This is a genomic window from Pseudomonas sp. NS1(2017) (assembly GCF_002269425.1).
GTDB lineage: Bacteria > Pseudomonadota > Gammaproteobacteria > Pseudomonadales > Pseudomonadaceae > Aquipseudomonas > Aquipseudomonas reactans.
In genome coordinates this window covers 5181079-5207487 of record NZ_CP022960.1, presented here as the reverse complement: position 1 = coordinate 5207487, position 26409 = coordinate 5181079, and the positions used below count along the sequence as shown (strand labels likewise).

Below are 26409 nucleotides of genomic sequence, written 5' to 3'. Positions count from 1 at the left end.
TCGCTAGCGCGGCTTGTAGCCCACCCATCCCTTGAAGCTGAAGCCGGCGTAGAACAGTTCGACACCTTCAAACCCGGCTTCTCTCATCAGGGCTTCATCGGTCTCGGGTGACAACACCGGCAACTTTTCACTGATTGCCGCAATCGCCCGCTCGGCATCCGCCGCCGGCACGCCCGAGTCCACCGCGAACGCCGCGTAGCGCTTCAACCAACGGGTTTTGTCCTGCGGTGCTTGTGGGAAACTGTGATGGGCCACCACCAGCGGCGCGCCCGGCAGCAGGCGTTGCCACAACGCTTTGAGGGTTTGCAGGCGCTGCTCGGCCGGGATGAAATGCAAAGTCAGCAAGCACGTAGCACCGTCGAAAGGCCCCAGCGGCGCCGTGTCGATATAGCCTTCATGCAACTGGGTCCGTTTCATCAACGGGCCCAAGGTTGCCTCGGCCAGCTTCAGCATCTCAGCCGAGGGGTCCACCCCCACGAACCGCCATCCGGGCTCGGCGTGCGCAAACCGCTTCAATTCCAGGCCTCCACCCGCACCCAGCACCAGCACATTGCCCGTTGCCGGTACGTGTTCGCGCAACAACAGGGTGGTCATGCGCTGCAGGCCATCGAAACCGGGCACCAGGCGCACAGGGCCTTCGGCGTAGCGGGCGACGGCATCGGGGTCGGAAAACCAGGTCATCGGTGGGCGCCTGCGAAAAGGGAGGGGCGTAAACCCTACTGCTGTCGCGTCATCCATTCAATAAATAATGCAAACAGCTCCGCCTGGGAGTTGATGACCAACTTGGTGTACACATGCTTGCGATGCATGCGCACCGTCTCCGGCGAAATCCCCAGCACTTGCGCTGTCGATTTCACCGAGTGCCCGCGCAGGATCAAGTGCGCAATTTCCCGCTCACGCACCGTCAGCAGCCCACCGCCAAAGCCCATGAAGGCCGCTTCGATCTGTTGATGCGCGCGGGTTTGGCTTAAGGCTGGGTCGCCCACCACCTTGTCCAGCCCACCTGTTGTGCCAAACCGGTGCAACAGCGCGCGGATCACCGGGTGCGCTGAGCGCTGTATGGCCAGTTGCGCATCGCTGAATTGGCCGGCGCTGAGTCCCTGAAACATGCACAGGGAAAGCTTGCTGCGTGGGCACAGGTCAACGATGTAGTAACTCTCCAGCGCGCCGCCGCTGCGCAGGTAATAGGTCTTGTAGTACTCACTGTTGAAAAAGTCATCCGGCGCGATTTCCGCCAACGAGTAGAAGCCCTCCGCCAAGCCTTTATCGACGGCCAGACAGAAGGGGTCCAACTGGTAACCACGGGAAAAGTAGCGATGGATGATTTCGTCCTGATGATCCGGTGGGATGCCTTGCTGATAGAGCAGGCGTGGCGCCTGGCCCTGGCGCTCCAGGCTGATCATCATCGATTCGATGGGGCACAGGGCACACAGCGCGGCGGCGAGATGTTCGAGGAATGCTGCTTCATCGACCTGGATAAACGCCTGGGCCAAGGCGTCGTGCCAGGCTTCGAGAACCTGGGGGCCGAGGGCGGGGGACGGGTCGATCGGTGCGTTCATGCTGGCCAGTCTACCCGCCGGCCAGCGTCCCGGCAAAAACCTCGAAGCAGGCTCGGCGTTGCGGCTCATCGTCCCTGGTAATCGCCGCTCTGGCGAAGTTCGCTCGCGGTGTCGAGAATGCACTGGCGCAGGATCTCGACCACCTCGTCCACCTGTGCGTGGGTGATGATCAGCGGCGGCGACATCACGTTCAAATGCCCGATAGGGCGTACCAGCAAACCTTTTGCCTGGGCCCGCAGGTGAATGCGTTCGCCAATATTCACCGCATCCGGCAACAATGCCTTGGTGTGTTTATCGGCGACAAACTCAATACAGGCCATCAGGCGCTGACAGCGAATATCGCCTACCAGCGGCAGTGCGGCCAGGGTTTGCAGGCGCTGCTCCAGGTAGGTGCCAACCTCCTCGACATGGGCCAGCAGGTTCTCCCGCTCAATGATCTCGATGTTCTTCAGTGCCGCTACACAGCTGACAGGATGTCCGCTGTAGGTGAACCCATGGGTAAAGCAGCGGCCCTTGCCTGGCTCGCCGATCACCTGCCAGATCTGCTCCGAAAAAATACACGCGCCCAGCGGCAGATAGCCGGAGGTCAAGCCCTTGGCGGTGGTGATGATGTCCGGCTGCATGCCAAAGACGTCCTCGGAAGCGAAAAATGCGCCCAGGCGTCCAAACGAGGTGACCACTTCATCGGCGACATACAGCAGGTCGTAGCGTTGGCAGATTTCCCACATCCGCCGGTGATAGCCCTTGGGGGGAATGATCACACCACCGGAGCCCATGACGGGTTCGGCAAAGAACGCGGCCACGTTGTCCGGGCCCAGGGTCAGGATCTTGTCTTCGAACTCATTCACCAGGAAGTCGAGAAAGTCCGCTTCGCCCATCCCTTCCGGCGCCCGGTAGTAATTGGGGCAGGAGATGTGGTGAAACAGGTCGCTCATGAAATCGAATTCCGGCGCGCGGTCCGCGGCCTTGTTGCCGATGGACATCGTCAGGAATGTACTGCCGTGATAGGCACTGAAGCGCGAGATGATGTGTTTCTTGGTCGGTTTGCTGCGGCTGTTCTGATAGAACTGCACTAGCCGGTAGGCCGTATCCACCGCCGTGGAACCGCCGGTGGTCAAGAACACATGATTGAGGTCGCCCGGGGCCAGGCTTGCCAATTTGGCGCACAGTTCGATGGCGGTCACGTTGGCCATGTCGCAAAACGGGTTGGAGTAGGCCAGTTGGCGCACCTGGTCGGCGATGGCGTCGGCCATTTCCTCACGGCCCAGGCCAATATTCGTACACCACATGCCGCCGACCGCGTCCAGGTAACGATTGCCGTGGGTGTCATAGATATAGGCACCGTCTCCTGCGGCGATATTCAATGAGCCCTGTTCGCGGTGCTCGTCGAACATGTGGAAGCCGTGCATATAGTGGGCTTTATCCGCAGCGTCCAGTTGCTCGTGGTTGAACTGGGCGAAGAATTCAGGATTGGGCAGAGTCATGGCATTTACCTTCAATGGCTGGAAGTCATTTGCCGGTCTTAACGGCGTTCCACGTACGGGTGATCAGGCGCACCGCGGCGGGTGACTGGCTTTGCTGGGTGAACAGGCGTTGCATCGTCGCTGGGTCCGGGTAAATAGCCGGGTTGTCGCGGATATCGGCGTTGACCAGCGGCTTGGACGCCAGGTTGCTGTTGGCGTAGTGAATGGTGTTGCTGACGCCGGCCATCGTGCTGGGTTGCAAAAGAAATTCGATGAACCTGTGGGCATTGGCGACATGGGGGGCGTCGGTGGGAATGTAGAAGTTGTCGAACCAGATCAACGAGCCTTCTCTGGGAATGAAGTAGTCCAGCTTGATAGTGGCGCCGGCTTCCGTCGCCCGTGCCTGGGAGGTGGCGTAGTCGCCTGACCAAGTGGTTGCCAGGCACAGATCACCATTGGCCAAGCCATTGATGAAACCGCTGGAGTCGAATTTGCGAATGTACGGTCGTACGGCCATCAGCACGCCTTGGGCCGCCTTCAAGTCTTTTGGCGCGACGCTGTTGGGGTCCAGGCCGAGGTAGGTCAGGGCCAGAGGAATCATGTCGGTGGGTGAGTCCATGAAGGTGATGCCACAGTCGGCAAATTTCGACACGATTTTGGGATCGAAGATCATCGCCAGGGAGCCGAGCGGGGCGTCCGGCATCCGCGCCTTGATCATGTCGACGTTGTAGGTCACACCATTGCTGCCCCAAGTGTAGGGCGCGGAATAGGTGACGCCGGGGTCGTGGGCTTGCAGGCTTTTCAGCACCACAGGGTCAAGGTTCTTCCAGTCGGGTAGTTGGGACTTGTCCAGCGGCTGAAAGACTCCGCCCTTGATCAGCAGCGGCACCAGGGAGGCGTTGAGCAGGGCCAGGTCGTACCCGGAGTGCCCGGAAAGCAGCTTGCCCTGCACGGTTTCGTAGGAGTCGTAAGTGTCGTAGATCACCTTGATCCCTGTGGCCTTCTGGAAATCGGCCAGGGTGGTGTCACCGATGTAGTCCGCCCAGTTGTAGATGCGCAAGGTATTGCCTGGCTCGTCGGCGGCCTGAGTCAAGGTGGAGGTGGCGAGCAGTACGGCGCTGAACAGAGCGATAAAGGCTTTACGCATGGGGACCCACCTTGAGTTGTGCTTGTTATCAGGCTGAGGGACTGATTGCACTGTCAGGCAGATGGCCGGTAGGCGCCATACCCCGTTCGGGTAGGGTTCAGCTCAGGACGATGTAGTCGTTCTGCTGCAGGATCGATCGGTGTGGGCCCTGTACCAAGTGGATATAGCGACCGCTCACCAGGTCGATGGGCAGGCAGTCGTCGATGTCCAGCACTCCATCAGTGTGGGCTTGGGACCATTGGCGAAGCGCGTGTTGCTTGCCTTTGTTCATGGCCTCCTGTTTGCTGCGGGCTACCACCAGCAGGTAGTGATGGGCTTCACCAAAGCTGTTGGCTTCGTAACCGCCAAGGTTGACGAAATACAGGTGATGCGCGCCAGCAGCCGGTGCCAGATGGCTGAGTTCGATTTTCCAGCCGTCCACGCCCTCTACTGCCATCCAAGAATCGATATGTACGCCCTTGGGGCTGCCGAACCAGTCGGCGCGTAGTTGCGGGTAGGCCGCTTCCAGCGTGTCCGCCACAGCGAACACCACATCGTGAACTTCAATCTTTGCCCGTGGGTGCTTGCCCCCGAGCATGACGACAAACAGCATTGCAGATTCTTCCTGGCGATTGGCAGAGGCTAACCTTACTTCGATTGAACCCTTTTGTCCGGCCAATGCCACACTGTTAATCCGCGAACACTCCAGGAGGTTGTCATGCGTACCATTGATCTGGCGGGCGCTCCCGTTCCTGTCATCGGCCAGGGAACCTGGCGCATGGGCGAAAATCCCGACCAGCACCGCGCCGAAGTCGCCGCGCTGCAACTGGGTATCGACGAGGGCATGACCCTGATCGACACCGCCGAAATGTATGGCGAAGGCGGCGCCGAAAAGGTCGTCGGCGAAGCCATTCGGGGTCGACGCGACCAGGTGTTCCTGGTGAGCAAGGTCTACCCGCACAACGCCAGCCATAAGGGCGTGCCCCGTGCCTGTGAAGCCAGCCTCCAGCGACTGGGCACGGACTACATTGATCTTTATCTGCTGCACTGGCGCGGCCAACACCCTCTTGAAGAAACCGTCGAAGCCTTCGAACGTCTGCGTGAAGCCGGCAAGATTGGCCGCTGGGGTGTTTCCAATTTCGATGTGGCCGACCTGCAGGAACTCGCATCCCCGGCCTGCGCCACCAATCAGGTGCTCTACAACATCGAAGAGCGCGGCATCGAATTCGACCTGCTGCCCTGGTGGCAACAGCACCACTTGCCCTTGATGGCGTACTGCCCGATCGCCCAGGGCGGTGAGCTGTTGTCCAGCCCGACCCTCAAGCAGATCGCCCGTCGCCATGAGGTCACACCTGCGCAGGTCGCCCTGGCCTGGGTGTTGCGCCATGACGGCGTGATCGCAATCCCCAAAGCCGTCACCCCGGAACATGTGCGACTCAACGCAGCCGCCGCCAAATTGGTGCTGGATGAGCACGACCTGGACGCGATTGATCGCGTGTTTGGTGCACCCAAGCGCAAGCACCCTTTGGCGATGGTTTAGCCAACCCTCAGGAGCGGCGCCTTCCTTGGCACCGATCCCGGGCTAATCTGGGTTAACCGGCAACCGGGCTGCGCCAGTCATCGGACCCGGAAGTGCCAGACACTTCGTGGGTCCACACGATCTTGCGGTAGGTGAAGTACACATCCTCCAGATGGGTGAAGTGGGCGTTGTCCGGGTCCTGGCAGTTGGGCATGCGTGATTGGATGTCCACGATGGTGGCGCCCTCCAGTTCAATCGTGAAGTAGTGCTCCTGGGTGCCGGCCGACGAGGTGCGCAGCCATTCCAGCCTGCACTTGACCTCTTCGCCGCTGGTCAATGCACTGAACAGCAATGGTGAGGACTTATCGAAGACTTTGCTGATCATCATGGGCTTATGCACTCTCTGGCCCGTTGGCTGGCCGGATTGAGGGTCGCGCGGAATGATCACTTGGTGGGAAAAGGCCTGGACCAGGATCTGATCCTCATGGCCTTCCTGATAAATGTTACCTACCGAGTCCTGGGTGAACGTGCCTGCCGTGATCAAACCTTGTTTGACGCCGGTGACGGAGAGATACGCGGGTGTTGGCATGACGAGTTTCCTTGTCTGATTGAAGGGGTAGTCCCAGCGATACATGCAGCGGCTGGGAATTTGCCTATTACAAGAAGCGTGCCTGAAAGTGTGTGGGGTAATGATTGTTAGGGGTAGGCTTTATATAAGTTAGGGTTGTTGAGCGGTCAGGATATGTTTGGTTGGTTTAAATTGGTTTTTCTTGCGCATCAGTGCGCACTTAGTTGCTCAGGCGAGAATTTATTTGAATGGCTGGGTTGTAACGTCAATCCAAACGAGCGGGCATGAATGAGTGCGCAAAATGCTGCGCAGTGGCTGATTTAATAGGGTTGTAGGAAAAGGATTAAGTATTATTTCTTCGCTTGCTGAATGTTTTAGTCGTAGCTAAGGTTCCGGAGCCTTGCAGAGATTCCTGCAAGGTTAAGATGGCTTTCTGCTGCGCACTTTATGTGTAGCTAGTTGGCTGTTCCTGTCTCGGTTAGTTGCGTCTGGTGTGAAATGTCTTATTCGGACACGCTGTGTGACCATTATCTTGAAGTTGCAAGGTCACCCTGTGCGCAATCGAGTTTTGCGGGCAGCGATATGCGCTTTTCGAGTGAATATGAATGCCTGGAATCCGAGTTGGCAAAGGCGCAATCGATTCATGGCAGCAGCCAGCCCGATTGGCGCAAGGTCCTAGAAACCAGCGAGCTAATGTTGCGACATCAGTCCAAGGATTTGCGCTCGGCCGTCTGGCTGACCTGGGCGTTGCACCAGTGCGAATCCTATACAGGTCTGCTAGCCGGGCTCGGATTGCTGCGTTATCTCTGCGAGCACCATTGGTCGGAGGTCTACCCCGAAAAACTGCGTACTCGTGGTGCGGCATTCGCTTGGTTGGTACTGCGTCTCGAACCTCTGTTTACGCAAGGCCTGCCCCTGCAGAGCCAGCAGCCCTTGTTTCGTGCAGTACTTGAGCAACTGGTTTGCCTCGATGAGGTATGGACCAGGCACTTGGGAGATGAGGCGCCTTTGCTGCTGCCGATCCGCAGGCAATTGGCTCAGCGGCTGGAGTTGGCTGTTCAGGGCGATGTTCCGGCGGCGGGGATTAGCGGTGTCATAGCGCAGGTCAGGCACACGACCAGCCAACTGCTCAAACCTGAAGCCGTGGTGGACAACGAAAAAGACGCCAACAAGTTGCTACGCACTCTGCAGGAGCAGGCCCGCTCTTTGTGTGCCTGGTGGTTGCGCCAGAACGCCACCGATCTGCGTGCCTTGCGCCTCAACCGAACCTTGAACTGGCTCGTACTGAGCGGGTATCCGGATGCCGACAGCGAACGGATTACCGCCTTGCGCGGGCCTGCCCCTGACAAGCTCAAGCGTTATCAGGAGCGTTTTGCTCAGGGGCATTACGCCGACCTGATACTGGAACTCGAAACCAGTCTCGCCGGCGCGATGTTCTGGTTCGACGGGCTGCATATGCTCTGGCAATGCCTGGAAGCCTTGCAGGCCGAACAGGCCACGACTGAGTTGGAAGTGGCCTTCGCCTTGCTGCTGCAACGTCTGCCGGACCTGCCGTCGTTCTGTTTTCACGACGGCGTTCCTTTTGCCGATGCCGCCAGCCGTGACTGGATCACGTTGCAGGTCAGCCGTCGTCTGCAAGTACCCGAGCCAGCCGCCGTGATGATTGATGCCGAAGCCGAGCCTTGGGAGATCGCCTTGCAGGCAGTGGCACCCCGATTGCGTAAGGACGGGCTCAAAGCCGCAATCCATGAACTCAAACAAGGCATGTACGCCGCTCGCAGCGAGCGCGCGCGATTTCATTGGCGGCTTGCCCAGGCGAGGCTGTGTGTACAAGCCGGCAAGCATGAGCTGGCGAAGATCCAGCTCGAACATCTGGACCACGAACTGCAACACACAGGTCTTGAACATTGGGAGCCGGAACTGGCCCTTCAGGTAACCCAGCTTCTGTATCGCTGCTGTGACCTGTTGCCACAAAGCCACGCCGTGCTCGAACGCAAGGAAGACACCCACCGCAGGCTGTGCCTCTTCGATCTGGAAGCGGTACTTGAATAGGCTTTCGAGCCACTTGAATAAGGAGAAATACCATGGCCAAAGAAGGTTCGGTCGCCCCCAAGGAGCGCATCAACATCACGTTCAAGCCTGCCATCGGCGGGGCGCAGGAAGAAGTCGAACTGCCATTGAAGCTGTTGGTGTTGGGTGATTTCACCCAGCGTGAAGATATGCGCAAGCTCGAAGATCGAAAGCCTATCGCGATCGACAAGAACACCCTGGATGACGTGTTGGCCAAACAGGCGTTAAGCCTGACGCTGAACGTGCCTAACCGTCTGCAGGAGGATGCAGGTGTTGAGGAACTGGCCATTCAGGTACGCATTAATTCCATGAAGGATTTCAATCCGGCGAACCTGGTAGAGCAGGTTCCCGAACTGCAAAAGCTGATGGCGTTGCGCGAGGCGCTCATGGCGCTCAAAGGACCATTGGGTAACACGCCGAGCTTTCGCAAAGCTATTGAACACGCCCTTGCCGATGACGATTCCCGTGCTCGGGTATTGGCTGAGCTGGGACTGGACACACCTGACGCCTGACATTTTCAGTAAAAGGACACTGAGCTCATGACGACACAACAGCACTCGCTGCCTGCACAAACCGCTGATCAGTACAGCATTCTCGATAACATCGTTGCCCAGACTTTGCTGAGTGCGGACGACGAGGCGTATGGCATTGCCAAGCGTGGCGTCTCGGCGTTTATCGAAGAGCTGATCAAGCCGCAGAACCGTGGCGAGCCCGTCAAGAAACGGCTGGTCGATCGAATGATTGCCGAGATCGACACGAAGCTTAGTCTTCAGATGGATGAGATCCTGCACCACCCGGATTTCCAGGCCTTGGAAGCTTCCTGGAAAGGCCTGCAGTTGTTGGTTGATCGCACCAACTTCCGCGAGAACATCAAGATCGAACTGTTGAACGTCTCTCGACAAGATCTGCTGGAGGATTTCGAGGACTCACCTGAAGTGATCCAGTCCGGTCTGTACAAACATATCTACAGTGCGGAATACGGTCAGTTTGGTGGTCAGCCGGTGGGCGCAATTATCGCCAATTACTTTCTGTCCCCCAGTGCCCCCGACGTGAAGCTGATGCAGTACGCGTCCAGCGTGGCCTGCATGGCCCATGCGCCGTTTATTGCCGCTGCCGGCCCTGCATTCTTCGGGTTGGAAAGTTTCACCGGTCTACCGGATCTCAAAGACCTGAAGGATCATTTCGAAGGCCCTCAATTTGCCAAATGGCAAAGTTTTCGCCAAAGCGAGGATTCACGCTATATCGGCTTGACCGTGCCGCGTTTCCTGCTTCGTACGCCCTACGATCCCCTTGAATGTCCGGTCAAGACCTTTGCCTACCAGGAAAACGTGGTCAACAGCCATGAACACTACCTGTGGGGCAATACGGCCTACGCGTTTGCCACGCGCCTGACTGATAGCTTTGCGCGGTTTCGCTGGTGTCCGAACATCATCGGCCCGCAAAGCGGTGGAGCGGTGGAAGACTTGCCGCTGCACCATTTTCATAGCATGGGTGAAATCGAAACCAAGATTCCGACTGAAGTATTGGTTTCGGATCGCCGCGAATACGAATTGGCGCAAGAGGGTTTCATTGCCTTGACCATGCGCAAGGGCAGCGACAATGCCGCGTTTTTCTCCGCCAGCTCGGTCCAGAAGCCGAAACACTTTGGTCTTAGTCCCGAGGGTAAAGAGGCCGAGCTGAATTACCGCCTGGGCACCCAATTGCCCTACATGATGGTGGTGAATCGCCTGGCCCACTACCTCAAGGTCCTGCAACGTGAGCAATTGGGGTCGTGGAAGGAGCGCACTGACCTGGAGCTGGAACTCAACAAGTGGATTCGACAGTACGTCGCCGATCAGGAAAACCCCAGCGCCGAAGTGCGTGGGAGGCGCCCCTTGCGGGCGGCCCGCATTGTTGTCAGTGATGTCGATGGCGAGCCCGGTTGGTATCGCGTCAACCTGAGTGTACGCCCGCACTTCAAGTACATGGGGGCGGACTTCACGTTGTCCTTGGTCGGCAAACTCGACAAAGAATGAGCAGAGGCCAGGGAATGCCCAACCATCAAAGCCTTTTCCAGCGCCTTGAGCATCCGGATGCTTGCGTATCTGGCGTGACATCCGTTGCGACCCATTTGGGAAAAATGCTGAGTATCCGCGCGGGCAGTGTGCAGACACTGCCGGACTATGGCTTGCCCGACCTCAATGACATGAACCAGAGCTTGCATGAGTCATTGTCTCAGTCGCGCCTGTTGATCGAGCGATTCATCCGCGCCTACGAACCACGCTTGAAGGATGTTCGGGTCAGGTCGTTGCCGCGGGATCATGACCCACTGGCCCTTGCCTTCACGATTGACGCCACGCTGATGATCAAAGGCGTCAAGCAACCCGTGGTATTCACCGCGCGACTGTGCGATTCCGGTCGGATAGAGGTCTTGCCGGATGTCGTTTAATCATTATTACCAAAGCGAGCTCAGTGCGTTGCGGCAGCTCGGGCGGCAGTTCTCCGAGCGCAACCCTGCGCTGGCACCCTTTCTCGCAGACTCCGGTCGGGATCCCGATGTTGAACGGCTTCTGGAAGGTTTTGCGTTTCTTACGGGGCGCTTGCGCCAGAAACTCGATGATGAGCTTCCAGAACTGACACATTCGCTGATGCATTTGCTCTGGCCCAACTACATGCGCCCGATGCCCGCGTTCAGCATACTGCAATTTGATCCGTTGAAGCACTCAGGCCCAGGCGTGTGGGTGGCAAGGGACACGCCGGTTGAAAGCGCCGCAGTCAATGACGAGCGATGTCGTTTTCAGACCTGCTATGCCACGCAGGTCCTACCGCTGCAACTGAGTGCCTTGGAGTATGGCGCCCAGGCGGGACGTGGGATGTTGAGCCTGCGGCTGGACATGAGCGCCGAAGGCAATTTCAGTGAGTGGACCTTCAACCAGTTGCGCCTGCATCTGGCCGGGGATCGCTACATCAGCCAGGAGCTGTACCTGAGCCTGCTGCGTGAGCTTGAAGGTATCGAGTTGCTACCGTTCGGTCACGATGGCCGGCCGGTCAACGGGCTCGATGGTCAAGCATTATCATTGCGCCTTGGCGCCGACCAGGTGCAGCCGGTGGGTTTCAGTGAGGAGCAGGCATTGATCCCGTATCCGCCGAATACCTTTTCCGGCTATCGCCACCTGCAGGAGTATTTTGCCTTCCCTGACAAGTATCTGTTTGTCGATGTGAGGGGGCTGGGCGTTCTGCAGGAATTACCTGGCGAATTGCTCAAGCAGGTCTGCGGAGTGTTGTTGCGCTTCGAGTTGCGCACTCCATGGCGTGAGTCCCGGCCGCCCAGCCTGGAAAACGTCAAACTGTACTGCACCCCCATCGTGAACCTGTTCAAGCATGATGCCGTGCCCATCCGCCTGGACGGGAAGCAGGATGAGTATTTGCTCGTCCCCGGCGAATATTCACGGGAAAACGCGAGTGTGTTTTCCGTCGACAGTGTCACAGGGTGGCAACCGGGTGGGCGTGGATACAAGACCTACGTACCCTTCGAATCCTTCGAACATGATGGCGATTCCGACCTGTCGGGTGGCCCAGCGACTTATAGCATTCGTCAACGGCCATCGACACAACATCCAGGGCTTGAAACCTGGCTTGCGTTTGGCAACGGCCCTGATTTTGAGCAGCAAACACTGTCGATCGAGTTGACCTGTACCAATCACAACCTGCCTCGGATGTTGCCGCTTGGGGGCATCAACCGGCCTTGCGAACAGACGCCAGAGGGGTTGTCGTTTCGGAACATCTGCGCACCAACAGCCAGTTTTCCACCGCCCCTGGATCAGGATTTTCTCTGGCGATTGATCAGTAACCTGTCGCTCAACTATCTGTCGTTGAGCGACATCAACGCTTTGAAGGTGGTCCTTCAAACCTATGACTTGCCACGCTACCACGACCGACAAGCGCAGAAGGTCAGTGAGAGGAAGCTGGGTGCAATGCGCTCTGTCAGTCATACGACAGTCGACCGACTGCAACGTGGCTTGCCGTTTCGGGGGATACGAATTGATCTGAGCATCGACCCCCAAGGCTTTTTGGGGCGCGGCGAAGTGTTCGTCTTCGCGTCGGTACTCAATGAATTTTTCGCACTTTACGCCAGCCTCAACGCCTACCACGAACTAAGAGTCATCAGCACACAAGGAGACGTGTACCTATGGCCACCACGGATGGGGCAGCAGCCCCTGCTTTGACGCGACTGTCCCGGGGCATCCGCGAGTATTCGCTGTTCCAGGCGGTTTTGCAGGTGATCAAACGCTTGCGTGATGCCCATCCCCAGTTGGATGACGACGCGTTGTATGACCTGTTGGAGTTTCAAGCCAATCCAGGTCTTGGCTTTCCCGGTCACGATATTGACCGGGTGGAGTTTTTCATTGAACACGCGCAGTTGCGTGCGCGTCTTCGCCTCAATCTCTTGGGCTTGTGTGGCGCGGGTTCGCCATTGCCGGCGTTTTATGGCGAGCAGGCGTGTGCCGACGGGGTGGGTGGCAGTACTACGCGCGAATTTCTGGACGTGTTTCATCACCGTCTGCAACGACTGATGCTACCCATCTGGCGTAACTACCGTTACCCAATGTGTTTCCAGACAGGCGCGCGTGACACCTTTTCCGAGCAAATGTTTGCGTTGATCGGCCTGAGCGGTCAGCAGATTCGCAGTGCCACGCAATTGAACTGCAAGCGGCTGTTGCCTTACCTGGGGTTACTTGGCCTGCGGGCGCATTCGGCAGCCTTGATCGAGACGGTGTTGCGTTACTACTTCAAGCACCACCGCTTGTTCATTGAACAGTGGGTACTGCGTACGGTTGTCGTCGCCGATTCACAGCAAAACCGGCTCGGCACCGCGAATAGCGTACTTGGCCATGACCAGGTATTGGGCTGCCGGGTTGCCGACCGTAGTGGCAAGTTCCGGGTGCATCTGCAAGGCCTGAGTTGGCAGCAACTCCATGGGTTTCTGCCCACCGGACCCGACTACCCGCTGCTGTGTTCGTTGGTGCGCCTGACGACTCGGGATCCATTGGACTATGACGTGCGCCTGGTGCTGGCCAGGGAAGAGATCCGCCCGTTGCACATCGGCGAACACAATGTCTGTCGCCTCGGCTGGACCACTTGGCTGGCACATGACTACGCCGACGGTGTGGTCATGGTGCCGAGCAACGCTCATGAGGGATGAATCATTATGATAAATGTGGATCTGCAACAACTTATCCAGACATTGACCACCCAGACCCGCCGAGATTTGGAGCGCGCTGCTGAACGTTGCGTAACACGCGGCGGTAGGGAAGTGCTGGTGGAAGATTTGTTGCTGGCCCTGCTGGAGCATCAGGACGGCCTTCTGGTACGGGCAATGGCAGATGCAGGCATTGAGGTCGGTACGTTGCAGGCCGTACTGCAACCCAAGGGGGAGGCGAGTGCATCGCGCAATCCGGTGTTTGCCCATGCGCTGGTGCAATGGCTGCAGCAGGCATCGATGGTTGCCCATCTGGAACTGCGCCAGACTGAAATCGATCATGGCGCCCTGTTGCTGGCCCTGCTGCGTCACCCGCTGCACCATGCGGGGAGTGCGTATCAGGCTTTTTTGCAGCGTTTGGATTCGCAGCGTGTGCTTGGCTTCGTGTTGAACCAAGCGCCTGGCACTGATCCTGCGCTGGCGGGTGAGCCATTGCTGGAGCGCTTCACTCACGACCTGACGCGCCAGGCGCTTGAAGGCCGTATCGATCCGGTGTTGTGCCGCGATGCTGAGATCGCCCAACTGATCGATATCCTCATGCGCCGGCGTAAAAACAACCCGATCCTTGTAGGCGAAGCCGGGGTAGGCAAGACGGCCGTTGTCGAGGGGCTCGCGCTGCGCGTTGCCTCCGCGCAGGTGCCTGGACCGCTGAAGGATGTGCGGGTGCTGACGCTGGATATGGGGCTGCTCCAGGCCGGTGCCAGCATCAAGGGAGAATTCGAGCGGCGCCTCAAGGGTGTGATCGACGAAGTCAATGCATCGGCCAAACCGGTGATCCTGTTTATCGATGAGGCACATACGTTGGTCGGTGCAGGCGCTCAGGCGGGTGGGGCCGATGCGGCGAATCTGCTCAAACCGGCCTTGGCCCGTGGCGACTTGCGCACCATCGCTGCCACCACTTGGTCGGAATATAAGAAATACTTCGAAAAAGATCCGGCATTGGCGCGGCGCTTCCAGCCTGTAACGGTCGGCGAACCCAGTGTCGAACAGGCGGTTTCGATTCTGCGTGGACTGGCTTCGGTGTATGAGCGTAGCCATGGTGTTTACGTGCGGGACGATGCGGTGGTTGCGGCGGCGCAAATGAGTGCCCGTTACCTGCCTGGGCGCCAGTTGCCTGACAAGGCGGTGGATGTGTTGGACACCGCTTGCGCTCGCTTGCGTACCCGTAGGGAGATGGCGCCGGAGGCATTGCAACGCCTGTACGCGGCGCAGGCGGAAGGTGTGCGCCAGCATCAGGCAATAAGTCGTGACAGGGATGCAGGGATTCCCGTGGATGAGCAAACACTGCACGGGTTGAACCTACGCATGGAGGAGATGGAAAGCGAACGTGAGCATCTGGAGCAGTGTTGGCCGGAACAACAAACATCGACGCAGCATGTATGCCCGCGCCTGGTAGCCGAGGTCATCAGTGGCTGGACCGGCATCCCGGTTGAACAGGTGGCATGTGAGCACAGTGCACGGATGCTGGGTTTCGCCGATGCTTTACGCACGCGCATTCTCGGCCAGGAACAAGCGGTGCAGGCCCTGGACCGCAATCTGCGCGCCGTTGCGGCCGGGCTTAACAAACCCGATGCTCCGGTCGGGGTGTTCCTGCTGGTCGGCCCAAGTGGCGTGGGCAAGACCGAGACGGCGTTGGCCCTGGGTGATCTGTTGTATGGCGGTGAGCGTTTTGTCACCACCCTCAATATGTCCGAATTCCAGGAAAAACACTCGCTGTCTCGTTTGATTGGCGCACCTCCCGGTTATGTCGGTTTCGGCGAGGGCGGCGTGCTGACCGAAGCCGTACGGCAACGCCCGTATTCGGTGGTGCTGCTTGACGAAGTCGAGAAGGCCGACCCGGAAGTATTGAACCTGTTCTATCAGATTTTCGACAAGGGCCTGGCCAGTGACGGGGAGGGCCGGGAAATCGATTTTCGCAACACGCTGATCTTGATGACGTCCAACCTGGGCAGCGAGTGCATCGGTGAACTGTGTGCAGACGGTCAGCGACCTGACGTGCAAGTGCTGCAAGAGGCAATTCGTCCGCTGCTGCGTGACCACTTCAAACCTGCGTTACTGGCGCGGATGCGGGTGCTGCCCTATTACCCGGTGACGGGTGGGATCCTGCATGACTTGGCAAGGCTCAAGCTGGCACGCCTGGGGCAGAGGTTGAGCCTGCGCAAGCTGGCATTCAGCTATACGCCTGAGCTGGTTGCACACATGGTCGAGCGTTGCTCACACGGTGACAGTGGCGCTCGTTACATTGACCAGTGGATCGAGCTTCATTTGTTGCCGCAGGTAGTGGACCGGTTGCTGGAGGCGATGGCCCAAGACGAACCCTTGGGGCATGTACATGCGTACCTGGCGGGGAATGGGGCTCCCATCTGTGAGTTCAGCCAATGAGGGATAACCGGTCCAACCAGGAATCCCATTCGCTGGCTTATGCCGAAACGCTGCTCGGCTGGTTCATTCGCCTGGGTGTCGAGGGTGACGCAGCCACGTTGCCCGGCCTGTGTGTTACGGCGGTGGCGCAGTTGAGCCAGTGCGAACTCAGCCAGTGGTATTGGCGCGATGAGTCCACTGGCCGGCTTGAGCTGATTGCCCAGCACCTGTCCGGAGCGCTTTGCGCCGGCGATCCGGCCGGCAGCCGGGACTTCCAGCATGAGCAGGTGCTGAACTACGTAGTCCGCCATCAAACGGCTCTGAGCCTGGAAGACCTCACGGGCAGCGTGTACGAGTGCGGGTTTCTGCCCGTGCTGGCGACCTCCTGGGAGGCGTTGTCATGTGTGCCGTTGTTCAACCGCGACAAGGCTATCAACGGCGTGTTGCTGTTTGCCAGCCAACACCGGAAAAATTTGCAGGACTACTCACTCTCCTTGAGCCAACTGGGAAGTTTTGCCTTGATGCAGCGGATTCTGCTGAAGAGTCAACGTTCCACAGAAAGCACCGCCCTCCTGAGTAACTGCAAACCGGCCCCCCGTGCGGAATTTGGGCTGATCGGCAGCAGTACCGCCATGGATGAGACGTACCGCCTCATCGGTAAGGTCATGCAGGCGCCTTACACCGTATTGCTGCGCGGCGAGACGGGGACCGGCAAAGAGGTGGTGGCGCGGGCTATCCATTCTGCAGGGCCGCGAAAAAGCAAAGCGTTCGTGGTGCAAAACTGTGCGGCGTTTCCCGAAGGGCTGCTGGAAAGTGAACTGTTCGGCTATCGCAAAGGGGCTTTCACGGGGGCTGAACGCAACCATGTCGGGCTGTTTGACGCCGCGCATGGAGGCACGCTGCTCTTGGACGAAATCGGCGATATGCCGCTGTCGCTGCAGGCCAAGTTACTGCGGGTTCTGCAGGACGGCGAAGTTCGCCCGCTGGGCGCCACTGCGGCACACAAGGTTGATGTGCGCATCATCGCTGCGACGCATCGCGACCTCGCCGCGATGGTAGCCCAAGGCAGTTTTCGCGAAGACCTTTATTACAGGCTGGCGCAATTTCCCATCGAACTGCCGCCCTTGCGCGAGCGCGACGGCGATGTGTTGCTGTTGGCGCGGGAGTTTGGGCAGCAGGCCTCCATTGCACTTGGACGTGAATCGGTGTCGTGGTCCAGTGCGGCCCTTGACCAACTGTCGAGCTACGCCTTCCCCGGCAATGTACGTGAGCTCAAATGCCTGGTGGAACGTGCGGTACTGCTCTGCGATGACGGGGTGATCCTGCCCGTCCATCTTTCCTTGCCTACGCCACCTGCCAATGAATCCATCGATGTGACGTTGCGCCAACGTCTGGAGCGGGTGGAGCGAGTGTTCCTGATCGATTGTCTGCACAAGAACCGTGGTAATCGCACCCGAACTGCACGTGAGCTGGGCGTCGCTCGCCGCACGCTCCTCTATCGCCTGGCGCGTCTGAAGATCCCCGAAGGCGAGGTCCGTGGAGAGTGTTGAGCGGGGGGGGCGTGTCGGCATCTGATTTTCATGGGAGATACCTGATGTTTTTTCATCCGTGGCAAGCGCTGGTGCTTGCACTGTGTTTGTTGAGTGGCTGTAACGCCAATTATGTCTTTGATGACGCCAACTACCGCCCGCTGGGTGATCCTCAGGCGATCCGTCGTGGGCAGTGAGCAGGAGAGTTCTGCCATGCAATTAGTGTTTGAAGTCTGCAGTGCCATGAACAATGAACCGCCGACCCGTAAGACATTTGAGGGTGTCGGCGGTGTGATCGGCCGGGGGGCGGGGTGTGACTGGATCCTCCCCGATGCCCATCGCCTGATCTCCAGTCATCACGCCTTGGTCAGTTATCGAGAAGGCCGCTACTTCCTGACGGATATCAGCAGCAATGGCATCGGTGTGTCCGGCAGCATGGAACGTCTGGACAAAGGGCAGGCGCGGCCGATCATTGAGGGTGAAGTGTATCAATTGGGCCGGTTGGAAATTCGTGCCCGCCTGGTGGCAAATGAACGACGGTCGTTTGCTCAGAATGTCGTGATTCCAGACGATGCGTTCCTCGGGCTTGACCCTGTTGATGCGCTGGATCGCGAACAGTTGCGTGCTAGCGCGTCGGCAGAATTGGACGCTCTCGATGCGTCAACGCAGGTACCTTGCCAGTCACACATTCCAGGGCCTGTGGATCGCGATCATCTGATCGTGCCGACATGGGCTGGACCCGACAGGAAAGTGATACCTCCCGACCCCGTCATGGCCGCGCCTGCAGCGTCGCAAGCGTTCTGGCCTCAGTTCGCGCAAGCATTGGGCATGCAATTGGACACACTTGATACCCCAGGTCGCGAAGCCCTTGCGATCAAGGTGGCAGGGCTGTTCAGGCATGCCATCGAAGGGCTGCAGCAAAGCCTGCGAACCCGCGATGAGTTGAACAGCGAGATCAGCGCTGCATTGTCCCCCCCAGCGCTCAACATCCGCAATCCGTTGAAAGCGTGTGCCGACAGCCAGGCCGCCATGGCGTCCCTGCTGGGCGCTGGTGAACCGGGCGAACTCGATGCCGAGCAAGCGGTCGCCCAGGTCTGTCGAGACCTGCAGGTTCATCAACTGGCCATGGTCGTGGCCAGTCGGGCCGCGGTGCGTGGTGCATTGGCAGCTTTTGCGCCGGAACACTTGTTGCTGTGTTTCGAGCGCGAGGGCAGACCACCCAGGTTTTTTACCGAGGCGGCACATTGGCGGGCATACCGACGCCACTATCTACGCCTGGTTGACGAAGATTCTTTGGGCGATCAGTTGTTGCGCAATGACTTTTCCAATGCCTACAAGGAGCAGGTGCGCCTGGTTTCTACCCTGAATATAGCGTGCCCAGGATGACGTTCATGTATCGAGTTGCTGCCCTATCAATGCTGTCAGCACTGTGCCTGTTGGCCGGATGTGGCAGCCTTTCACCTTTTTCGACCCTGACCAAACTGGACCTGACGTTGATCGCAGGTGACGAAGTCAACCCCGACCTTCACGGTCGCCCTTCACCCGTGGTGGTGCACCTGCTTGAACTGCGGCACCCCGTGGCCTTTGAAAACGCCGATTTTTTCAGCCTCTACGACCGCGCCGAGCAGACCCTCTCCAGGGATTGGGTCCGCAGCGAGGAGTTGGAATTGCGTCCTGGTGAACAGCTGGCACTCAAACTCAGTGTAGAGCCCCATAGCCGCTACGTCGGTGTGCTGGCGGCCTATCGCGACTTGCCTCATGTGCAATGGAGGCTGGTGCTGCCGGTGACTCCCGGGCAATTGACCCGTGCCGGCGTTGTGCTGGATCAGACGGGGCTGCGGATGGCAACCCCTCAGACTGACAGGACGGAGGATTGAGATGCAGGTCCATAACGTTATCTGGCAAGAGGGCATGCTGTTGCGTCCCCAGCACTTGCAACACAATGACCGTTACTTCCATCGACAGCTCAACCGAACAAGGTTGCTGAGCAGTGATGCGTGGGGGTTCCTGACCTTGGACGTCGATATGCAGTACCTCAATCTAGGCAAGGTTGTTGTCAACCAGGCCAGCGGGGTATTGCCTGACGGCAGTTTGTTCGAGTTGAGCGGCGCAATGGAACCTTTGGTGTTGCAGGTACCTGCCAATGCGGGCAGGCAAGCCGTTTACCTGGCGTTGCCGCTGGCGACGGAGAATCAGGTTGAAGTGCGCAGGAAGGAGCAAAGCGATGTGCTGGCACGTTACGTCTCCTGTGAAACGGAAATCGGCGACGCCAACGCCGGCGTCGACTCTCGTTGCCAGATCAACTGCGCACGGCCGGACTTGCGCCTGATGCTGGGCGAGGGGCCCAGTGATGCGTTCTACGTGAAACTCCAGGTCGCCCAGGTGCAGGATTCGACCCGCGACGGCGGCGTAGACCTGGATGCGGATTTTGTACCGACGTTCATCTATCTCCAGGGCTCCGGTTATGTGGCGTCATGCGTCAAAGAGGTGATTAGCCTGCTGGCGACACGTGGCGATGCGATTGCAGCGCGAGTCCAGGGAACGGGTGCCTCGACAGGAGCACAGGTCGGTGATTTCCTGATGCTGCAACTGATCAATCGTGCCGAGTTGATCCTGCGTCACTATCTGGCGCAGGCTCAAGTGCGTCCGGAGTTGCTGTACCGGGAGTTGCTCGCGATCCTCGGTGAACTGTCGACGTTTGCCAACGACAACAAACGCGCGCAACTTGCCGTGCACTACAGACATGGCGATCAGGGCGCGAGCTTTCGAGGGCTGATGGAGGGGCTTCGCACCGCGTTGTCTTCGGTGCTGGAGCAACATGCCATCGAACTGGTGTTGCAACAGCGGCAATACGGAGTGCTGGTTTGCCCGGTCAGCGATCTCAAGTTGCTGGGTACCGCCACCTTCATTTTGGCCGCCACCGCCCAATGTGAGTCGGAGGAGCTTCGCCATCGTTTGCCGGCGCATCTCAAGATAGGCCCCGTTGAACGCATCCGCGAGCTGGTGAATCTGCACCTGGCCGGTATCAAGGTCCAGCCGCTGCCGGTCGCGCCGCGGCAGATTCCGTATCACGCCGCCAAGACCTATTTCATGCTCGAACTCAGTCCCCGTGATATCGCACAGTTGGAGCAGTCGGGTGGTTTTGCCTTCCACGCTAGCGGCGAGTTCGCCGAGCTGGAACTCAACTTCTGGGCTATCAGGAACTGAACACCATGACGATGGACAGTGAATACCCGCAGGATGAAAAAACCATATTGCTTGACCGTGACGGGCTCGGCCCGGCACAGGGGCCCGTCACGGATTTCCCGTCGCCGCCACGTTTCGAACAGTTGGAAGACCGGATGATCTACGCCGCCAACCTGCCGGGGCAGCGTTTCAATATCGGCCCCAACGTGCTATTGGCAGCGGCTTGGGAACTTCTGTCACAGGTTGCCCAGCTCAGGGCCAGCCCGGCTAGGGAAAGCTTGCAGGCGCTCAATGATCAGCTTTCATCGGGCGTCAGCGCATTTGAAGCCCATGCCTTGCACTTGGGGGCAGAGAATAGCCAGGTGATGTCGGCGCGTTATGTGCTGTGCAGTGTCATCGACGAGGCGGTAGTCACCACGCCGTGGGGCAGTTGCAGCGATTGGTCGAAGAGGAGCCTGTTGAGCCGTTTTCACAACGAAACCTTTGGTGGTGAAAAGTTTTTCCAGTTGCTGGAGCGTTTATCCCGTGATCCCGTCAAGCACGTTGCCGTGCTTGAGCTTATGTACCTGTGTCTGTCGTTGGGGTTCGAAGGTAAATACCGCGTCATGGAGCGGGGAAGGGAGCAACTGGAAACGATTCAGGATGCTGTTTTTCGCCAGGTCAGGCATGTGCGAGGTGATCGGGTGCCGCTATCCATTTCCCCGCAGAGGGGGAAAGCCCCTCGGATACGTATTGTCTCCGCCCTGTTGGCTACTGCCTGTGTGCTGGCGTGTTTGCTTGTGATGTATTCAGGGTTTGCCTGGGTGCTGAGCCAGGAGCGCGAGGCCGCGCTGCAACCTCTTCAATCTTTGGTGTCAGGACTGTCTCGGACACCCTCGTAACGCTGGGAGCAATGGATGAACACATTCTTCAAAGGAGTGGGTACGGTGCTGCGCAAAAGTTGGGTATGGAGCTTGCTGCTGGTGCTGTCCAGTGCGCTGCTGGTGTGGTTTTTCGGGCCATTGCTGGCGGTGGATGACTACCGTTTCTGGCAAAGTCCAACGTCTCGTTTGCTGACCATCAGCGGGTTGCTGTTGCTGTGGGGGCTGGCAATGGTCGTGGTAGGCGCACGTCGCACCGCTCGTTTGAATCAGCCGGAAGAGCATGCGCGTCATCAGCGCAAGGCATTGATCGACGATGAAATATGCCAGGTGCGGGAGCGCTTCAAAGAAGCGCTGCAGGCGTTGAAAACCTCACGACGCTACGGTGAACACAGTGAGCGTTGGCGCGACGAGTTGCCCTGGTATCTGGTGATTGGCGAGCAAGGCAGTGGCAAGACCAGCCTGCTGGCGGCCAGTGACTCGCTGTCGCCACTCGACCGCCCTGACGCGGCGCCGAAGGGGGCGATGTCTGGCTGTGATTGGTATTTTGCCGAAGAAGCCGTACTGGTCGAGGCCGCGGGTCGTTACTTGGGCCAGCCGGACCCTTCGGTGGATGCAGCGGGATGGGCGACTCTGCTCGATCTGCTCAAGTGGCGGCGCAGGACGCGGCCACTCAATGGCGTAGTCGTCACGTTGTCGGTCGACACACTTTCAAGCAGCAATGAGCACGACCTGGAACGTCATGCCCGCGATGTGCGTACGCGCTTGCAGGACCTCCAGCAGACGCTGCAGGTGGATGTGCCGGTGTATCTGGTGTTGACCCAGTCTGATCGGCTGGCCGGTTTTGCCGAGTTTTTTGATGCTCAGCAGGGCGACGGCATAGAACAGGTTCTGGGAGGGGGCCTGGTTACGGACCGCGCCCAGGCGAAGGACGTGTTCGAGAACCTGTTGCAACGTCTGGGTGGAGAACTGATTCCGCGCTTGCAGCAAGAGCGAAATGCCGAGTGTCGAGGACGCATGCTTGACTTTCCGCGGCAGGTCGCACGCATCGGTGACAGCCTGTGCCTTTTTATCGAAGCGGCATTTTCTGTCAGTCGTAATCAGCCTATCAATGCCCTGCGAGGTTTTTACCTGACCTGTGCGAAAACCGTTGATGTACGTCCTCATTTTGTCCAAGGGTTGTTTAAGCGAGTGATTTTTGCCGAGGCCAACCTGGCCAGGCTGCTTACCCCGGAGCGGCAGCGTATACGTCGACGTCATGGGTTGATGGCGCTGGCAGCGACTGTAGTCATCGGGACGGCGGGGGCAGTGTGGGCGCACAGCTACTCGTTCAACCATCAGCGCCTATCGCAACTAATGGGGCTGATCAACAACACCCAGCCCGCCACATCGCGAGGGGTGGACGAGCATCATGCCTTGCTGACGCTGCTGGACAGTCGCCTGGCGGCAACCAAGGTGTTCTCGCCGCAGGCCGAGGCACGGTGGATAGAGCGGGCCGGCCTGTATCAAGGGGCGCTGATTATTGCGCCGCTGACCGCAGCCTATGAGCACACCTTGCAGCAGCAGTTTCTGCCCTACGTGACCGCCCTGCTCGAAGGACGGGTGCGAGGCAGCCTGGGTGACCGCGAACAACTGCTCGATAATTTGCGTGCCTATCTGATGCTCAACCTGCAGGGGCGGCGTGATAGGGGCTGGCTGGCGGAGCATATGTCTGGCCAGTGGTCGGGAGACGCTTCGGCGAACACGCGCCTGAACGAACACTTTGCGCGGCTCCTCGAACAGCCGTTTCTGGCACCGTTGAATGAAGAGTTGGTGACCCTGGCTCGCTTGGAATTACGCGGTGAGTCGCTGGGGGAGGTGGTCTACAGGGCGTTGCGGGAGCAAGCGCGGAGCCTGGAGCCTTATCACTTGGCCGAAGGTCCGGCGTTTTCCAGGGGCGAGCCGCCTATACCGGGGTTTTACACCAGGAAATACCTGCAGTTATTCGAACAGCAGGGCGCTCAGATGGTCAATGCCGTTGCTCAGGACAATTGGGTCCTTGGAGAGGGGGCGGACCTGCGCGCCGCGGATCTACGCAGGCTGATGCTGGAGCTGGAACAGCGCTATTTCAGTGAATACGCCGATGCATGGAGCGACGCCCTCGGTCGGATCAGACTGCGGGAAAGTGGCAGCCTGCAACACGGCGCGGAGCAACTCGCAAGCCTTACATCGGCTCAATCGGCCTTGGTGCAGTTGTTGCAGCAGGTGCGCGAAAATACTCGATTTGTGTCGGTCTCCGATCGCCTTGAAACGGCAGTCCAGCCAGTCGGCGAGCTGGGCGCGGCGACGTCCAGGGGGCTGAGCAGAGCGGTGCTGCCTGATAATGCCCGGCGTGCCTTGCAACGCCGTTTCGAGCCCTTGCACCAATTGCTCGACGAACAGCAAAACCCAGGGAGCGAGTTGACGCAGGCATTGCGCCTGCTGGATGAACTGCAGTTGCAGTTGTCGACAGTGAGCCGTGACAGTTCGCCGGAGCAGGCAGCGTTCAAAATGGCCAGGCAACGGATGGATGGACAGCAGCCCCTGCTGGGCAACCTACGTGATACGGCGGCTCGCTTTCCGCAGCCGCTCAAAGGGTGGTTCGAAGGCATTGCCGACCAAAGCTGGCGCCAGTTGCTCGATGACGCTTACGGGTTTGTGAATCAGCACTATCAAAACGAAGTCTACGGGTTCTATGCGAAAGCCATTCAGCGCCGTTACCCCTTCGATGCGCATGCGGGCAGTGACGTTGCCCTGGCGGACTTCCAGGCGTTTTTCAAGCCACGGGGCGCCATGGCGCGCTTTTATGAGAGTTACCTGCGGCCGTTCGTCATCGTTGAGGGCAACCGCTATCGCCTGCGGGGGATGGAGGGGCGCAGCCTGCCGATGTCGCGCTCTTTGCTGGAACAACTGACCAGGGCCCAGATCATTCGCCAAGGTTTTTTTACCGAGGATCAGGGGGATTGGGCCGTACGGTTCACGCTGGCGCCCTATAGCCTTGACCAGGCGGTGAGTCGGGCGACGTTGCGGGTGGGTGATCAGCAGTTGGAATACCGCCACGGCCCGATCGTGCCGATGACGTTCCGTTGGCCAAGCGAGGCGCAGAATGGTCGCAGCAGCCTGGTACTGGAGCGCGGTGCCGAACGGCCAATGGGCATTGAGAAAGACAGTGGCGCCTGGTCCATGTTCCGATTTTTCGACCTGATGCAAAGCGAGCCCGCAAGCGGCAGGAATGCGCAAGTGCTCAAGGCTGATCTGGCTGGCTTACGGGCCAATTACCTGCTGACCAGTCAACGCGACCCAAGCCCGTTCCATATGGCGACATGGCGCAGCTTCCGTCTGCCGGAGCAATTGTGAGCGGTGCGCAGCCATGGCGCAGTGCCGGGCGCACGGCGCAAGGCAAGAGCCGCGCACGCAACGAGGATGCCTTCCTCGATTGCCCGCAACGTGGCTGTTGGGCGGTGGCGGATGGTATGGGCGGGCATCATGCCGGGAATGTTGCCAGCCAATGGGTGGTCCGCAGCCTTGCTGCACTGCCAGGCCAAGGCGGTTTTGACCAGCGGATCGAGGCTGTTCGGCGGTGCTTGCGCGGCCTCGACAGCCAGTTACAACCCGCTGATGGCGTAGCGGGCATCATGGGTAGTACGGTGGTGGTGCTATTGCTGGAGTACCACCGCGCCGCCTGTGTCTGGGCCGGGGATAGCCGATGCTACCTGTGGCGAGGGCAGCGGCTGTATCAACTGTCGCGGGACCATTCCCTGCAGCAGCAACTGATCGACACGCAACAGTTGAGCCCGGACCAGGCTCAGGCTCATCCTGGCGCAAGAGCCTTGACCCGCGCGGTGGGTGCAAGGCAGCCATTGAGCCTTGAGATACTGGAGCTGCGCGTCCAGCCCGGTGATGTGTTTTTGTTGTGCAGCGACGGACTGTACCAGGGGCTCAGTCACCAGCAATTGGGGAGTGCCATGAGCGCTGGCACGCCACGGCAGGTGGTGGATCGGTTGTTCAGTGGCGTGCTGCAGGGGCCGGCGCGGGATGACCTCACCGCCGTGGTGATCCAGCCATGAGCGCGGCGACAGGCCTGCCGAAAGTGCTGGCGGGGCGCTATCAGCTTGAGCGAATCCTCGGTGCCGGGGGCATGGGTGTGGTTTATCGCGCGCGGGACTTGCTGCATGAAGCGTTCGGCGAGCCAGACTGTCGCGTGGCGCTGAAATTGTTAGGCGAGACCCTATCCGCGTCCACCGACGCGCATGTGCTGCTCTACAGCGAATTCGCCCTAACCCGAAGCCTGCGACATGACCATGTGGTGCGTGCATTTTCTTTCGAGGTAGACACGGCACACCAAGTGGCGTTCTTCACCATGGAACTGATGCCCGGCCTGACGCTCGACCGCGTACTCCCGGAATCTCCGCAGGGATTGCCATGGCAAGCGTTGCAGCCCATGGCCCTGCAACTGCTGGAGGCACTGGCCTATACCCATCGGCAAGGTGTCCTGCATGGCGATGTGAAACCGGCGAATATCATGGTGGGGGAGCAGGGGGTACGCCTGTTCGATTTTGGCTTGGGTCACGCGCAAGCCCAGGCAGAGGCTGGATTACCCGTTTTGAGCCGCAACCGGCTGAATGCCTGGACTCCCGCCTATGCAGCGCCGGAGCTGATGGCAGGCGGGTTGCCGTCGGCGAGCGCGGACTTGTATGGGGCGGCCCGAGTACTCTACGAAATGGCCGAGGGACGCCGGCCCGTAGAGCGTCAACGCAATCAACGATTGCCGCGGCCCAGGCAACTGCCCAGGCAGTACTGGCCTTTGTTATGTTCAGCACTGGCCATGGACCCCGAGCAGCGAACCGTCGATGTTGCCGAGCTGTGCGAGGGCTTGGCAGCCCGTCGGTGCCTATGGTTCATGGGCTAGTG

At 59.1% G+C, this 26409-nt stretch carries 23 protein-coding genes; 17 read left to right on the top strand and 6 right to left on the bottom strand.

Going from position 1 to position 26409, the window contains the following annotated elements:
* Positions 1–3: 3 nt before the first annotated feature.
* The 5 genes from CI807_RS24220 to CI807_RS24200 form a co-directional block, all read right to left on the bottom strand.
* Positions 4–681 carry a class I SAM-dependent methyltransferase gene (locus tag CI807_RS24220; protein ID WP_095016549.1) on the bottom strand — a complete coding sequence of 226 codons (678 nt, stop codon included), beginning with the start codon at positions 679–681 and terminating at the stop codon, positions 4–6.
* 35 nt (positions 682–716) lie between these two features.
* A complete protein-coding gene (locus tag CI807_RS24215) occupies positions 717–1559 on the bottom strand; it encodes a helix-turn-helix transcriptional regulator (RefSeq protein ID WP_095016548.1) in 843 nt (280 codons plus the stop codon).
* A 65-nt stretch (positions 1560–1624) separates the two neighbouring features.
* Complete coding sequence (locus CI807_RS24210) at positions 1625–3043, bottom strand: aminotransferase (protein WP_095016547.1); 1419 nt, start codon at positions 3041–3043, stop codon at positions 1625–1627.
* A 25-nt stretch (positions 3044–3068) separates the two neighbouring features.
* Positions 3069–4169, bottom strand: a complete 1101-nt coding sequence (locus tag CI807_RS24205; protein ID WP_095016546.1) for a polyamine ABC transporter substrate-binding protein — start codon at positions 4167–4169, stop codon at positions 3069–3071.
* Positions 4170–4266: 97 nt separating this feature from the next.
* On the bottom strand, positions 4267–4761 hold the full coding sequence (locus CI807_RS24200; RefSeq protein ID WP_095016545.1) for a DUF1543 domain-containing protein: 495 nt from the start codon (positions 4759–4761) through the stop codon (positions 4267–4269).
* Positions 4762–4866: 105 nt separating this feature from the next.
* On the opposite strand from CI807_RS24200, the gene CI807_RS24195 reads away from it, so the two are divergent.
* Positions 4867–5688, top strand: coding sequence for an aldo/keto reductase (locus CI807_RS24195; protein WP_095016544.1), 822 nt, complete (start codon positions 4867–4869; stop codon positions 5686–5688).
* Positions 5689–5740: 52 nt separating this feature from the next.
* Here CI807_RS24195 and CI807_RS24190 read toward each other — a convergent pair whose 3' ends face one another.
* On the bottom strand, positions 5741–6256 hold the full coding sequence (locus CI807_RS24190; RefSeq protein ID WP_010209954.1) for an Hcp family type VI secretion system effector: 516 nt from the start codon (positions 6254–6256) through the stop codon (positions 5741–5743).
* Between the two features lie 477 nt (positions 6257–6733).
* On the opposite strand from CI807_RS24190, the gene tssA reads away from it, so the two are divergent.
* Genes tssA through CI807_RS24110 form a run of 16 tightly spaced genes read left to right on the top strand, consistent with a single transcriptional unit; the run spans position 6734 to position 26407 of the window.
* Positions 6734–8287: a type VI secretion system protein TssA gene (gene tssA / locus CI807_RS24185; protein WP_095016543.1), complete on the top strand. Its 1554-nt coding sequence runs from the start codon at positions 6734–6736 to the stop codon at positions 8285–8287.
* 32 nt (positions 8288–8319) lie between these two features.
* On the top strand, positions 8320–8817 hold the full coding sequence (gene tssB, locus CI807_RS24180; RefSeq protein ID WP_095016542.1) for a type VI secretion system contractile sheath small subunit: 498 nt from the start codon (positions 8320–8322) through the stop codon (positions 8815–8817).
* Between the two features lie 27 nt (positions 8818–8844).
* On the top strand, positions 8845–10320 hold the full coding sequence (tssC, locus tag CI807_RS24175) for a type VI secretion system contractile sheath large subunit (protein WP_095016541.1): 1476 nt from the start codon (positions 8845–8847) through the stop codon (positions 10318–10320).
* A gap of 14 nt (positions 10321–10334) precedes the next feature.
* Entirely contained in the window at positions 10335–10733 is a 399-nt protein-coding gene (gene tssE / locus CI807_RS24170) for a type VI secretion system baseplate subunit TssE (protein ID WP_095016540.1), read from the top strand.
* The gene (gene tssF / locus CI807_RS24165) at positions 10723–12510 is read left to right on the top strand and encodes a type VI secretion system baseplate subunit TssF (RefSeq protein WP_095016539.1); all 1788 of its coding nucleotides are present in this window, start codon (positions 10723–10725) and stop codon (positions 12508–12510) included. The genes tssE and tssF overlap by 11 nt, the downstream gene beginning before the upstream one ends.
* On the top strand, positions 12474–13487 hold the full coding sequence (tssG, locus tag CI807_RS24160; RefSeq protein ID WP_095016538.1) for a type VI secretion system baseplate subunit TssG: 1014 nt from the start codon (positions 12474–12476) through the stop codon (positions 13485–13487). The genes tssF and tssG overlap by 37 nt, the downstream gene beginning before the upstream one ends.
* A gap of 6 nt (positions 13488–13493) precedes the next feature.
* The gene (locus CI807_RS24155; protein ID WP_095016537.1) at positions 13494–15926 is read left to right on the top strand and encodes an AAA family ATPase; all 2433 of its coding nucleotides are present in this window, start codon (positions 13494–13496) and stop codon (positions 15924–15926) included.
* On the top strand, positions 15923–17455 hold the full coding sequence (locus CI807_RS24150) for a sigma-54-dependent Fis family transcriptional regulator (RefSeq protein WP_095016536.1): 1533 nt from the start codon (positions 15923–15925) through the stop codon (positions 17453–17455). Before CI807_RS24155 ends, CI807_RS24150 begins: the two co-directional genes overlap by 4 nt.
* A 44-nt stretch (positions 17456–17499) precedes the next feature.
* Positions 17500–17631, top strand: a complete 132-nt coding sequence (locus CI807_RS24145; RefSeq protein WP_016980208.1) for a hypothetical protein — start codon at positions 17500–17502, stop codon at positions 17629–17631.
* A gap of 16 nt (positions 17632–17647) precedes the next feature.
* Positions 17648–18820 carry a type VI secretion system-associated FHA domain protein TagH gene (gene tagH / locus CI807_RS24140; RefSeq protein ID WP_095016535.1) on the top strand — a complete coding sequence of 391 codons (1173 nt, stop codon included), beginning with the start codon at positions 17648–17650 and terminating at the stop codon, positions 18818–18820.
* Between the two features lie 5 nt (positions 18821–18825).
* Positions 18826–19311, top strand: coding sequence for a type VI secretion system lipoprotein TssJ (gene tssJ / locus CI807_RS24135; protein ID WP_095016534.1), 486 nt, complete (start codon positions 18826–18828; stop codon positions 19309–19311).
* A 1-nt stretch (position 19312) separates the two neighbouring features.
* Positions 19313–20641, top strand: coding sequence for a type VI secretion system baseplate subunit TssK (gene tssK / locus CI807_RS24130; protein ID WP_095016533.1), 1329 nt, complete (start codon positions 19313–19315; stop codon positions 20639–20641).
* A gap of 5 nt (positions 20642–20646) precedes the next feature.
* A complete protein-coding gene (icmH, locus tag CI807_RS24125) occupies positions 20647–21501 on the top strand; it encodes a type IVB secretion system protein IcmH/DotU (RefSeq protein ID WP_095016532.1) in 855 nt (284 codons plus the stop codon).
* Between the two features lie 15 nt (positions 21502–21516).
* The gene (gene tssM / locus CI807_RS24120) at positions 21517–24855 is read left to right on the top strand and encodes a type VI secretion system membrane subunit TssM (protein ID WP_095016531.1); all 3339 of its coding nucleotides are present in this window, start codon (positions 21517–21519) and stop codon (positions 24853–24855) included.
* On the top strand, positions 24852–25565 hold the full coding sequence (locus CI807_RS24115; RefSeq protein WP_095016530.1) for a PP2C family serine/threonine-protein phosphatase: 714 nt from the start codon (positions 24852–24854) through the stop codon (positions 25563–25565). The genes tssM and CI807_RS24115 overlap by 4 nt, the downstream gene beginning before the upstream one ends.
* Complete coding sequence (locus CI807_RS24110; RefSeq protein ID WP_095016529.1) at positions 25562–26407, top strand: serine/threonine-protein kinase; 846 nt, start codon at positions 25562–25564, stop codon at positions 26405–26407. Before CI807_RS24115 ends, CI807_RS24110 begins: the two co-directional genes overlap by 4 nt.
* Positions 26408–26409: the final 2 nt, after the last annotated feature.